Below are 13,840 nucleotides of genomic sequence, written 5' to 3' on the forward strand. Positions count from 1 at the left end.
TATCAAAAATCGAGATCTTTAATTCCCATTGCCCATTGCCCATTGCCCATTGCCCATTGCCCATTGCCCATTGCCCATTGCCCAATGCCCATTGCCCATTGCCCAATGCCCATTGCCCATTGCCCAATGCCTATTGCCCATTGCCCATTGCCCATTGCCCATTGCCCAACTAATCGGTAGAAAAAGAATTGCCACAACCACAGGTAGCGATCGCTCTTTGATTATGAAAGCGAAAACCACCGCCCATGAGATCCTCTGAATAATCGAGTATTAAATCGTTGATGTAATCTAAGCTGGCAGGGTCTATCAGTATTTGGATGCCGTGAGAATCAATTAGGCGATCGTCATCTTTTACCGCTTCATCAAAAGACATATCATAAAACCACCCCGAACAACCACCGGCTTTCACAGCCAAGCGAACGAAAATATTTGAGCGCAGCTGCTTTGATCTTAATCGCCTAATTTCGCTGGCGGCTGCTTGACTCAGTTCAATCATAAAATTTATTAAATTGAAAACCCCATCTTCATATTACAGATGGGGTTGTAAACTATAATCTAATTTATCCTCAAAGAGGAATTATCTGCTTTTGATAGCGGTCTTTGAGTTTTCATCATTACTACGGGCGTAGTCGTCTTGGTAGCGCACAATATCATCTTCGCCTAAATATTCGCCATTTTGGACTTCAATCAATACCAAAGGAATGACGCCAGGATTTTCTAGACGATGAGTTGTACATTGAGGTACATAGGTGGACTGATTATTGGTTAGTACCACTTCTAGCTCGCCACAAACTACCTTAGCTGTACCACAAACGACAATCCAGTGTTCGCTCCGGTGATGGTGCATTTGCAAGCTAAGGCGGTGTCCCGGCTTAACTTCGATGCGCTTGATTTTGTATCCGCGCCCTTCTTCCAAAACCGTGAAAGAACCCCAAGGGCGCAACTCGGTTGCAGCAACGCCTCTAGAAGTTCCAGTTGGAGGTGTGGGCAGTGTGTTGATTTGTGTTGTTTCAGATAATTGAGCCATAGTTACCTCATTAGGAGACAGGACAAATTGCGTGTACTCTTTACTATTGATGAAAAAACATGGCGCAATGTAGCAACCGTGAAAATAAGCAATTCAGTTCACCTTTGCCAAAGATAGCAAAACCACTCTTTAGTGTGTAATCGGTGACTACTGAAATTCCTGTATCTACATGAAGTCTTCATTAAGAAAGAGGAAAGCTTTGACTAACCTTTAAGAAAGGACAAGGGGACAAGGGGACAAGGGGACAAGGAGATAAGGGGACAAGGAGACAAGGGGACAAGGAGATAAGGGGACAAGGAGACAAGGGGACAAGGGGGACAAGGGGGATGAATTTTCTTCCTTGTCTCCCCCTCTCCTTGTCTCCCCCTCTCCTTGTCTCCCACTCTCCTTGTCTCCCCACCTCCCTCATCGGGGTTGGAGAAAAATACCGATTCCGTTGTGGACGCGGGCGGCTGTGTTGGGGGAACGGTCGAGTAGTTGTCCTCCTAAGTACAGGCTGGTGGAACTACCGCCGTCTAAATTGAGGGCATTCACACATCCCATACGCTGCATCAATTGGGCGTGTTCTGTCAAGGTGGGACCGGCACCACCTGGGCGGTTATGGACGGCAGCAATCATTACTGTGCCTGTTGCGGTTGTGCAGATGGCGCTGCGAATAGCTTTTTCGGCAATAAAGGCATCGCTGAATTTCTCGGCTTTAGCATCGAGGACAATTTGATTATTTTGTACTAGTAATGGTCCTGCGCCGACAATGTTGGGGTATCGGCTAAAATCAACGGGAGTGGTAGCGCTGGAAATGCGTAAGGTGGTGCCAATGGGCAATAAATTCGCATTACTGACGGCGTTACCGCGCAAGACTAGCAGATAGCCATTTTGGGGAATATTGACGCTTATGCTAGTGTCACCAGCTTTGCCGCCTAAGAATTGATTGGTAACTTGGTTATTTTGGACGACGAGAATGATTTCGTTGTCGGTAAGGTAGGTGTAGCTTCCCCAAGCGGGGGTGTAGCGGGCGATACCACTTTGAACGTAGCCACTGTTGACAAATTGAATCGGTAGCTGCTGGTTATTGGAGGTGGTTAAGGTTTCTGCCAAGGTGAGACGACCAAAGTAAAATTGTCCGGAGTCATTCCAGGCGATCGCTCCTCGGTTGAGAATTGGACTAGATAACCATTGATTATCCCGACGAATCGCACCTAAGGGTAAGCGATTATTGCGGTTAAAATAACCACCATTAATTGCGGCGACGGCTAAGTATTGTTGCGCTGTTTGAATTAAAGGGGCGCTCCCTGTAAGAGTATTGGCGTTCGTCACCATCGGTTTCAGCTTTATTCCCACGGTGCGGGGATTAACTTGTAACCAAACAACGGGAAACCGTTCTGTGCCTAAATTGACAATCTGCTGACGCCAGCGTAACCCCTGTGCCCAAGTAATATCTTTTTCTACCAATGCATCGGGGCGAATATCAATTATCAGGCGATCGGGGCTTGGTATAGTAGTTATCCGGGGCGCTAGACCAAAGGGGACGCTCAAATGAATGATCGTTTGGTTGTTGACCACTTCCACTTGTTGAATAAGTGGTTCTGGGGGCGTTTCCGGAGTAGGGGCTGGTATTATGACTGGTGGTAATTGTTTAAGAAAATTTGGCAGCTGTATTTCTGCTGGTGCTGGTGCACCAGGAGTATAGCGTTGCAACAAAATCGGATCGGCGATGCCATCTAAGGTTATTATCCACTCTCTATTTGGCAGTGCAGAGGTTTTGGGTGTGACTGTATCAGGGTCAGGTGGCAGCGCTTTTTTAATTGGTAACTCTTGTCTAATTTGCCAAGCAGTAGGGCGATCTAAATTTACAACGATGCGAGGCTGTTGAAGAGGGGCAACGCCAACAGTTGAAGATTGCCGACTTTGACTAATATCTGTTACTTTCGCGCCTGGGGTGGAAATCACCAATGTATTGCCATTAACTTGCATCTGCCATTGAGAAGTTTTTGCAAAAGTAGTGATATCTAAATACCGATATCCTCCTGCTAACACGCTGGTTAAAACCACTGGCTTTGTCAGGAGGGAAAACCACTGCACTGGCTGTCTGCTGGGATTGTTGCTATTTAAAAAATCTACCCCAACTAATTGCCTAAGTGCCCCATCACTTATTGAAGTGCTAAATGAGCCTGATTTAGAACGTTTTTGTAACCAAGTACCTGATAAGGTACGACCATTGAGTAAAATTTGATTACCATAAGAGATTACTCCTGGTAAAGGAGGTCGAGGTGACTGTTGAGTCAAAACTGGTGCTAATTTTGTTTCTATTGGAGACTGCTGGGCAAGAGTGGGAAAGGTAGCAGATAAGCACAGTACTGTTGAAATTATTGGCGAGACGAAAGTTGCAAAAAATTTTCTATTGCCCTTATTAGCAATAGCTTTACGGTCTTCTTCTCGGCAAAAATTGAGCATTTTCACCATAACTTACTAGGTAATTTGAAAAACTATTACGGACAACAGAAGTTAACTAATGTTTCTTAATATCAAAAAATCCTGACATACAGTTTGAACTACAACGTGATACTCTATATCTTGGAGTGTTGTATTTTATAAAGTTCAACGAGTAGTTTACCTACCAAAACCACTGTATTTTAGTGTGGTGACTAACACTTTAAGCTAACCACACGACAAGTGTAGTCTTGGTGATTAAAGTTGAATTAAGTGTTGCATCCTTACTGATGGTTGCAACTTAAGGGAGGTAGTGGTGGTAGTAACACAAGTGGCAATGGGTAGAAACGCAAAAATCTCAATAACAACACAGATTTAGGAATTGTCAAATGGGCATATAGTGTAATACGGTGCTAAATGTTGTTAAATAGAAAGAATTTCAGCTTTAAAAACAGTGAAGCTTTAAAAACCAGTTTTGTTCCAGGTCAGTCGAAAAAGTAGCTTTGATTTAAAAACAGCTAATTGAGAAAATACATAGCTTCACGATATAAATAAAAGACTGTTGATTCTCCATAAAATAAACAAAAAAAATAACGCGATTAGTTTAACACGGGTGAACGAAAAAAGAAACCTGAAGTTAGATTTTTTTTTCCTAATTTTAGGTAATCTCTATTTTTCCATTTTTAAAAGTTAGAAATTTTTTCTCACAAGTAGTGGCAAAATCCGTAATTCAAGTTATCAGCAATAAAATATGAATAATCAACCCATGAATCAAGACCAACAAATGACATTTTCGGATACGTCTTCAAGGTGTACCTACCAGGGTCCTCGATGGTTAGTAGAAGAGCGAGATGCTTGTGGTGTGGGCTTTATTGCCCATCGTCTAAATCACGCTAGCTATGAACTTGTTACTAAAGCCTTAGCTGCTTTAACTTGCTTAGAACACCGGGGTGGTTGTAGTGCAGACCAAGATTCCGGTGATGGTGCGGGAATATTGACAGCGATTCCTTGGGAGTTGTTCCAAGCTGACTTTGCCACAAAAGGTGTGGAACTGACTTCTACCAAAAATATTGCTGTCGGGATGATATTTCTCCCACAAGATCCAGAAACAGCGCTTTCATGTAAGGCAATAATTGAGGAAGTAGCTAAGTCAGAAAATTTGACTGTACTGGGCTGGCGAGTAGTGCCGGTGCAATCTAATATATTGGGGATACAAGCAAGAGAAAATCAACCCCAAATTGAACAAGTTTTGCTAGCTTCTGATAAAAGCGGCGATGAATTGGAACGGCAATTATACATTACTCGTCGTCTGATTTTCAAAGCTGTAAAACACATTTGGGAAGATTTATACATCTGCTCGTTGTCGAGTCGGACAATTGTCTATAAAGGCATGGTGCGTTCTGCTGTATTGGGAGACTTTTATCTGGATTTAAAAAATCCGGCTTTTAAGAGTGCATGGGCAGTATATCACCGCCGCTTTAGTACGAACACTATGCCAAAATGGCCCTTAGCGCAACCAATGCGGCTTTTGGGTCACAACGGTGAAATTAACACGCTATTTGGTAACATGAATTGGATGATGGCACGAGATGCAAGCTTGAATCATCCAGTATGGGAGAATCGCCTAGAAGAACTCAAGCCTTTTGTTCACATCGATAACAGTGACTCAGCAACTTTAGATAACGTAGTTGAGTTATTGGTGCAGTCTGGACGCACCCCACTGGAAGCCTTGATGATTATGGTTCCAGAGGCTTACCAGAATCAACCTGATTTAAGTAATTTCCCGGAAATTGTCGATTTTTACGAATACTACAGCGGTCTGCAAGAAGCCTGGGATGGTCCAGCACTTTTAGTATTCGGCGATGGTCGGAAAGTCGGTGCAACACTCGATCGCAATGGCTTAAGACCAGCTCGTTACTGCATCACCAAAGATGATTATATCGTTGTCGCTTCCGAAGCTGGGGTAGTGGACTTACCAGAAGCTGATATTGTGGAGAAAGGCAGACTCGGACCTGGGCAAATGATTGCCGTGGATTTAGAAAGCCATGAAGTGTTGAAAAATTGGGAAATTAAACAGCGCATTGCCAAACAGCAGCCATATGGAGAATGGTTGCAAAAGTATCGTCAAGATATTAAGTCATTGGTCAGTGAATCGTCTGTTAATGGCAACGGACATCATGCAAATGTCAACGGTAACGGACATTCTACAACCAATAATATAGATAGTCAGGGCGGAGTTACGCCGTCCCGATTGCAACATCAAATCGCTTTTGGCTACACCACAGAAGATGTGGAAATGGTAATTCAGCCAATGGCAATGGATGGGAAAGAAGCGACTTTCTGTATGGGGGATGATATACCTCTAGCGGTGCTGTCTGAAAAACCCCATTTGCTGTATGACTATTTCAAACAGCGCTTTGCTCAAGTGACAAACCCGGCAATTGACCCGTTGCGCGAAAGCTTGGTGATGTCTTTGAAAGTGGAATTGGGTGAACGGGGTAACTTGTTAGATCCCAAGCCAGAATATGCTAAAAGGCTGAAGCTAGAATCGCCTCTTTTGAATCCAGCAGAGTTAGAAGCTATCAAGCTGTCAGGATTTGCTACGGCTGAGTTGTCAACGCTGTTTGAAATTGCCTCAGGTCCTAATGGGCTATCTGAAGCAGTGAAGTCTTTACAAGCACAAGCTGTAGAATCTGTGCGAGCTGGTGCGAAGATTTTAATTTTAAGTGACAAGGTAAGTCACGGCATCGGTACAGAATACACCTATATTCCCCCTCTGTTGGCGGTGGGTGCGGTACACCATCACTTAATTCGCGAAGGGTTGCGAATGAAAGCATCCTTGGTTGTGAATACAGCTCAGTGCTGGAGTACACATCACTTTGCTTGTCTAATTGGCTACGGTGCTGGTGCGGTTTGTCCTTATCTGGCTTTGGAAACTGTGCGCGATTGGTGGTTAGAACCGAAGACGCAAAAGTCTATGGAACGTGGTACAATTACAACCCTCACTTTAGAGGAAGCCTTTGGTAACTATCGCAAAGCGGTAGAAGCAGGTTTGTTGAAAATCCTCTCGAAGATGGGAATTTCTCTGCTAGCGAGTTATCAAGCAGCGCAAATTTTTGAGGCGATCGGCATCGGTCGAGATTTGTTAGAGTTGGGATTTTATGGTACGACTTCCCGCGTGGGTGGTTTGAGTATCAGCGAACTCGCAACTGAGGTGCTTTCGTTCCACTGTAAGGCTTTCCCGGAACTGACAACCAAGAAGCTAGAAAATTTGGGTTTTGTGAATTACCGTCCTGGTGGCGAGTATCACATGAACAGTCCGGAATTGGCAAAAGCGCTGCATAATGCCGTAGGCTTGGCAAAAGTGAAAGAAAACGGTGCATCGGGCAAAACTGCTTATGACCATTACGAGGTATATAAGAAATATTTGCAAGAAAGACCGATTACAGCGTTGCGTGACTTGCTAGATTTGGAAAGCGATCGCCAATCAATCCCCATTGAAGAAGTAGAATCGGTAACTGAGATTGTCAAGCGCTTCTGCACCGGCGGTATGTCTTTGGGTGCTTTGTCGCGAGAAGCTCATGAAACTTTAGCGATCGCTATGAACCGAATTGGCGGAAAATCTAATTCTGGGGAAGGTGGCGAAGATCCAGTACGCTTTAAAGTTCTCGATGATGTGGAAGATGGTAACTCGCCAACCCTACCGCACTTAAAAGGTTTGCGGAATGGTGATACTGCTTGCAGTTCCATTAAGCAAGTCGCATCCGGACGCTTTGGGGTGACACCTGGGTATTTGATGAGCGCTAAACAAATTGAAATCAAAATCGCTCAAGGTGCAAAACCTGGGGAAGGTGGACAACTTCCAGGGACAAAGGTTAGTCCTTACATTGCCATGTTACGCCGTTCTAAGCCGGGAGTAACGCTAATTTCCCCACCTCCGCATCACGATATTTATTCGATTGAGGATTTGGCGCAGTTGATTTTTGATTTGCACCAAATTAATCCGAAAGCACAGGTATCAGTAAAGCTGGTTGCGGAAATTGGTATCGGTACAATTGCGGCTGGTGTGGCAAAGGCAAACGCCGATATCATCCAGATTTCCGGTCATGATGGCGGCACGGGCGCATCACCCTTAAGTTCGATTAAACACGCTGGTTCTCCGTGGGAACTCGGTTTAAGTGAAGTGCATCGGGTGTTGATGGAAAATAGTTTGCGCGATCGCGTCATTTTACGTGTTGATGGTGGCTTCAAGAGCGGCTGGGACGTGGTAATCGGTGCGTTGATGGGTGGCGAAGAATTCGGTTTCGGCTCCATCGCTATGATTGCTGAAGGCTGTATAATGGCGCGAATTTGTCACACCAATAAGTGTCCTGTGGGTGTCGCTTCGCAAAAAGAAGAACTGCGGAAGCGGTTTACTGGTATGCCAGAACACGTTGTTAACTTCTTCTACTTTGTAGCGGAAGAAGTGCGGAGTTTGTTAGCGCGACTTGGCTATCGAACGCTTTCAGAAATCGTTGGACGTGCCGATTTATTGACGGAGCGGGAAAACGTTAAGCTGACGAAAACGCGATCGCTAAATCTCGATTGCTTGCTGAAGTTGCCCGACACTAAAGAAAACCGTAGCTGGTTGCAGCATGAACTAGTTCACAGCAACGGTATGGTTTTGGATGACGAATTGTTAGCGGATGCAGATATTCAAGCTGCAATTAACACGCAATCTACTGTGACAAAGACTTGGAAAATAGTCAATACAGATAGAACAGTCGGTGCCAGATTAGCCGGAGCGATCGCATCTCAATACGGCGACAATAACTTTGCAGGGCAAATAAACCTGAACTTCAAAGGTAGTGTCGGACAAAGTTTTGGTGCATTCAATCTCCCAGGGATGAATTTAACCTTAGAAGGAGAGGCAAACGATTACGTAGGTAAAGGAATGCACGGTGGTGAAATCATTATTAAACCCCCGGCTGCTGCTACTTATGACCCAGCACAAAATGTGATAATTGGCAATACCTGCCTTTATGGTGCTACTGGTGGAATGTTGTTTGCCAACGGTAAGGGTGGAGAACGCTTTGCGGTACGTAATTCTAAAGGTACAGCAGTGATTGAAGGTGCAGGGGATCACTGTTGCGAATACATGACTGGTGGTGTAATTGTCGTCTTGGGTAAAGTTGGACGCAACGTTGCTGCGGGGATGACTGGTGGACTTGGGTATTTCTTAGATGAAGAGGGTGGATTCCCAGAATTAGTTAATCGGGAAATCGTCAAACTTCAGCGGGTAATTACCGAAGCTGGTGAAAAGCAACTGCAAGAATTAATTAAAGCACATGGCGATCGCACTAATTCACCAAAAGCGAAGATGATTTTGCAAAACTGGCAAGAATTCTTACCCAAGTTTTGGCAGTTGGTTCCCCCTTCTGAAGCTGATAGTCCAGAGGCAAATCCTCAGTTTGTTGCCGAAAAACAACTCAGTTCAGTTTAGTTGTTTGTAGAGACACCTCTGAGTAGAGCTTAAAACTTAGATTCCCGACTTCTTAAAGAAGTCGGGGATCTAACTTTCCACACTTTTATAGGACTTACGCACTCGTTACCAGAAAACAAGACTTAGATAGGTGCAACCGAAGCGTCGATAGGGACGGAAATACGTAGTCCGTGCGTAAGTCCTGTCTTATTTAGGATTACTATAATGACTAATAACTAATAAATATTACTTTTTAGCTGTCATTAGCTTCTGGTCTTTATTTTGCATTTCTAAGAGTTCCGGTATAGTGACAAAGCTATATTTCTGCTTTTTAAAGTAGTCAATAATTTGTGGTAGAGCTTGCACAGAATGAGAACGATTACCACCTCCATCATGCATCAATACAATACCACCTGGTTTTGATGCCTTGGTGACATTATGAATCAATCTGGAAACGGGAGGACGGCTGTAGTCTACAGAGTCAGCAGACCACATGACGATTGTATATTTTTGGTTTCTGGCGTAAGCAGCTACCCCGTTGTTCATGATTCCCCCAGGTGGTCGGAATAAAGTTGTTTTCACACCAGTAGTTTGATAAATCAGTTTAGACGTGCTGTCAACTTCATAAGCCGCTACTTGTGGATTCATGAAATGATATCTGTGAGTCCAAGTATGGTTAGCAATGGCATGACCTTCAGTCACAATTCGCACACCCAAATCTGGATGCTCCTTAAGCATCTGCCCAACAATAAAAAATGTGCCTTTGATGTTATTTTTTTTGAGGATATCCAGTACTTTAGCTGTACTTCCAATCCAAGGACCATCATCAAAGGTAAGAGCGATTACTTTCTGACCTTGACTGAGTTTTGCTTCTGCGATGGTTGCCCCTTGAAAACGTTGTGGCACACTGTAAGCAAGACCCTTTGCTTTGGCTTCTTGCTGCCAAGTTCTAAGCATTGCCGATTTTAATTGCTCAATGCGCTGAGTTGTTTCTATAGGAGTAATCTTACTGTCGGATTTTATACTTGTTTCACTGTTTGCTTTCGAGGCTTTTGGATTAATAGGCATCATTAAACCAAGGCTTAAACTGCTACCTAAGGCAAGCAGAGCAATTATGATTCCTTGCGACCAAAAAAACGACTTATTGCTTTCCACGTCATAGCTCCTTCAAGGGTGAACCATCAGTCTGGGTTCTGACGGTACGTTATAGCACATTTTTTGTAATTATTAGATACCAAGTTAGTTTCTGGTAAGGACAGAAGAATTAACAACTGATTAACAGAAATATAAGAAAATTGAGCAAATTCATTGCACAAGTTTAATTTCAGCTTAGATTATCTGGCTTGAGCCAGTAGTAGCTAATAATAGCTATATGAATAACAAATCAGTTGCCTAAACATATTTGTTATTCTTGAATATGAATTTTAAGTGGCAGATAAAAAATGAAGTTAGTACTTCAGAAATAATTTATCCTTCTTTTGTTGGAGACCAACGCAAACAAACTTTATTGGACAATAGTGCCGATTTATTATTTTCATCCTTTATCATTTATCATTCATAGTTGACAAAAAATATTGTACTGCTAAATGTTATTCCTTCCTTTTTAAAATATACTTATATTTTCAATTTACTTAATGTAACTTTTGCCGTTTGTTAATTACTTGAATATAAATTAACTTAATATAATTTATATAAAGCAAGATGCACTATTACCGCAAATACAAGGTTGTTGGGTTTTTTGAATGGTAGTTTTATTTCCGCTACGCTACACTAGTGATACTATAATTATATGTCCTTGAATATGGTATAAATACTGAAACAATAAAAAATTTTTTATTGAAGTAAGTTAAAATGCTGTGTATTATAGTCTCATTGAAGCATTTAATTTGCAATCAAAAAGTAATATTGAATACGAGCAACACCGAAAATAGTCAAAAATCAGAGTAGCTTTATATACCAATAAATCGAGATTAATTATTAGTAACATCACATAATTCTCAATTTGTGTTTTAGGGACTATAGCACTTCAGATGAGCATACAAAGCAGACCAAAAACACTTTCTACGCTACCCACTGATCTTGAGCAAATCGGACAGCGAAGCTAGCAAGTAGAATGGCAAAGAAGCCCATAACTGCGCGTCCCCAAAAAGGATGACGAGCAAGCAGCACCCCAAAAGCGATCGCCAGGGATACAATACCATAAGACAAACGATTTAAAGAAATTGTACCTCCCGATGCGAGTAACATACCGATGCCACAAAAACCATAGACAACAGTAATTAAACTAAGTTCCCGACGTAAACGCCATAACAAATATATACCACCAAATATCATCACAACGTTAGTCAAAGGATCGCCGGCTAACAGCCACAAGACTAACCCTAAGCAGGCAAAGCCATAATTTACCTTAGTAGCATTCAATTTTTTGCGTAAATACCACAATAAAGAAGCACTACTGATAATAATTGCAAATAGCAGTGGATGCCAAGGGTCTTTAATGTAACCATACTTCCAATTAGTTGTACCGACGACAATTTGCATTATCATCTTTAACCAACGCAGCCAATCAAAACCCAATGACGGACGCCATGCTTTTTGAGCGTGGAGAAATGCTAAAGCGTCCCCCATTGTAATTTGGCAATACAAGCTCCATAGAAACAAACCACCACCAGCGGCTAAACTAGCAATGTAAGCTTTTACACCTCTGCGTTCCCACAAACTTACAAGCAAAAGCGCAGGTATCAGCGCGATCCCCGTAGGACGTGCTGCGGTAGCGATCGCACCACAAAGCGCTGTCCAACCATATTGTTGTTTATCAAAAGCTTTTAAAGTAGCTGTACTAAACAAAAGATACAGTCCTTCAGAGTAAATCACAGTGCCGAATAAAGACAGCGGACACCAAGCTAGTACGGCTGTTACCCAACGCGCTTTTTGTTTGTCATGACGCTCATTTATCCAAGCGTATAATACTATCAGCGCTCCTAAAAAGGCGAGATTATTTATCAATGTGGCTGCTACTTTAAAAGGTAAGCCAACACTCATCAATACGTGAGTAACTAAAGGAAACAAAGGAAAAAAAGCAACCGATGGGAGTTGCTTTCCGGGAATTGAGTAATTGTATCCAAAAGTGGCGATCGCTTCGTAAAAGTTACTATCCCAAGAAAAGAAAACATCCCAGCCAAATTTAGCAGCAACTAATCCTGGTGGAACTGGAAGTAAAGGCACAATCAATAACATAATTATGCAGATAAATATCCGGCTCGATAGCCACATGATAACTGGAAAAAATAATTTATTATTGATTATCAAAATATTTTACACCAAATTACTAACTAGATAATACAGCAGATTCCGCTTTCATCGAATACACGTAGAGACGTAGCAGTGCTACGTCTCTACAAGGAGAGGGGTTTTATATATGTACTTCATTTACCTCAAATCTGGTGTAAATAAACTCTTTGTTAAGTAGTAAGGACTTCAGCCCTTAAAATCTTGGATTTGAGCGATAAATCGCTCACTACGATGGATACATTATTTAGTAAACAAATAAACATCATCGCGCTGATATTTCAACTTAAATTCTGATTTACTTTTAAGTTGATTTAATAAGTTCGCAGCAAATTGTGGATTACTTGCCCAGCCAGGATGACGGACATCTAGTAATATATAATCAAAGATTGCTAAATCAGTTTGTGGTGCATTTGCATCAGTCAATTGAATTAATTGCCGATGTGCCAAGTGGGGGGAAATTGCCGCTGTTGTGTAAACACTGCCTTTAGTTTGAACTTGAGCGATCGCTTCTTGTGTAGCTTGCCAAGTATCCAGAGATTCTAAATATTTTCCGCCAAAATGGGTAAATTTTGCTAAAGCCAAGAAAGTCACTAAAGACCACAAAATAATTGCTCGTTTATTTTGCAACCATCCCTTACCTGCTGCAAGGCTAGAAATGACAGCTAACAACAAAAATGGAAGTGCTGGTAAAGAGTATTGATGCACCAAATCTTTTTGAGGTTGGTAGTCAGCGATTAGATTAATTGCTACACAAGGAATTGCACCAATTAAAGGTGCTATCCCGGAAAAAGAAAGCCCCCAAATTACAGGTGCTAGTAGCAAAATCAAATATCCGAAATTATCTAATGAAAAAACTTTTCCTAATACCAATCCTGGCTTTAATACTAGATTTTGAGCAATTTCTGTAACGGAATTACCTAAATAGCTAAAACGTCCAACTGCTGCTGCTTCCCTACCACTAAAAAAGGGAATAATCATTTGAGAACTAATCAAAAACCAGGCAACACCAACGCTAAGAGCAATGATGCCGTAAAAGCGTCGTTTTTCAAACAAAATCAACCATACACCCATTGCAGCTACCGTCAGGGATAAAACTGCTTTACAACTTAAAATCAAGATAATGCTGATACAAAACCATCCAGTTTTACCTTGCCGCGCAAACCATACCGCTGCTAATAAAATAGGGAGAGCGATCGCTTCTGGATGAAAATCAAACAGATTGATATTAAACACCACTGGATATAACAAGTACACAGCTGCCATTGCTATAGATTGCTGCGGTGTCAAATTAGCTTGACGCGCTAAATACCACGTAGGCAATGCACCTAACGCTAAAGCTGCTGCTTGCACCGCAAATAACCAATAAACACTAGGGTAAATTTTGTACAATAAAGCCAAGGGATAGAAAATAAAAGCGGCATGATCGCCCAAAATGTGATATCCCATGAAACTAGAAACAGGCTGTTGTCCTTGGCTAATTAAGTAAACTGCTTGATCAAAAATTCCTAAATCAAAAGCGGTTGATTGAAACAAAATATGTCGTAAGCTGCTGCACGCAAATAAAATCACCGTGCTGATGCCAATCATCCAACCGACAGTACCAAACACAATTAGTTTTTTTTCCATATCACCCT

The 13,840-nt window shown here is 42.2% G+C and carries 8 protein-coding genes; 1 reads left to right on the forward strand and 7 read right to left on the reverse strand.

The window, feature by feature from the left end; genetic code table 11:
• Nucleotides 1-2: 2 nt before the first annotated feature.
• From TOL9009_RS47430 to TOL9009_RS0117420, 4 genes are all read right to left on the reverse strand, one after another.
• Complete coding sequence (locus TOL9009_RS47430; protein ID WP_186227588.1) at nt 3-155, reverse strand: hypothetical protein; 153 nt, start codon at nt 153-155, stop codon at nt 3-5.
• A gap of 14 nt (nt 156-169) precedes the next feature.
• Entirely contained in the window at nt 170-496 is a 327-nt protein-coding gene (locus TOL9009_RS0117410) for a HesB/IscA family protein (protein WP_029633918.1), read from the reverse strand.
• Between the two features lie 81 nt (nt 497-577).
• A complete protein-coding gene (locus TOL9009_RS0117415) occupies nt 578-1,027 on the reverse strand; it encodes a phosphomannose isomerase type II C-terminal cupin domain (protein ID WP_029633919.1) in 450 nt (149 codons plus the stop codon).
• A 405-nt stretch (nt 1,028-1,432) separates the two neighbouring features.
• Entirely contained in the window at nt 1,433-3,487 is a 2,055-nt protein-coding gene (locus tag TOL9009_RS0117420) for a phosphodiester glycosidase family protein (RefSeq protein WP_029633920.1), read from the reverse strand.
• A gap of 718 nt (nt 3,488-4,205) precedes the next feature.
• Here TOL9009_RS0117420 and gltB point away from each other — a divergent pair.
• Nucleotides 4,206-8,936 carry a glutamate synthase large subunit gene (gltB, locus tag TOL9009_RS0117425; protein WP_029633921.1) on the forward strand — a complete coding sequence of 1,577 codons (4,731 nt, stop codon included), beginning with the start codon at nt 4,206-4,208 and terminating at the stop codon, nt 8,934-8,936.
• Nucleotides 8,937-9,161: 225 nt separating this feature from the next.
• Here gltB and TOL9009_RS0117430 read toward each other — a convergent pair whose 3' ends face one another.
• From TOL9009_RS0117430 to TOL9009_RS0117445, 3 genes are all read right to left on the reverse strand, one after another.
• The gene (locus TOL9009_RS0117430) at nt 9,162-10,070 is read right to left on the reverse strand and encodes a polysaccharide deacetylase family protein (protein WP_029633922.1); all 909 of its coding nucleotides are present in this window, start codon (nt 10,068-10,070) and stop codon (nt 9,162-9,164) included.
• 906 nt (nt 10,071-10,976) lie between these two features.
• Nucleotides 10,977-12,152 carry a mannosyltransferase family protein gene (locus tag TOL9009_RS0117440; protein WP_038296407.1) on the reverse strand — a complete coding sequence of 392 codons (1,176 nt, stop codon included), beginning with the start codon at nt 12,150-12,152 and terminating at the stop codon, nt 10,977-10,979.
• A gap of 294 nt (nt 12,153-12,446) precedes the next feature.
• Nucleotides 12,447-13,832, reverse strand: coding sequence for a DUF2079 domain-containing protein (locus TOL9009_RS0117445; RefSeq protein ID WP_029633924.1), 1,386 nt, complete (start codon nt 13,830-13,832; stop codon nt 12,447-12,449).
• Nucleotides 13,833-13,840: the final 8 nt, after the last annotated feature.

Origin of the sequence: [Scytonema hofmanni] UTEX 2349 (assembly GCF_000582685.1) — a bacterium.
GTDB lineage: Bacteria > Cyanobacteriota > Cyanobacteriia > Cyanobacteriales > Nostocaceae > Hassallia > Hassallia hofmanni.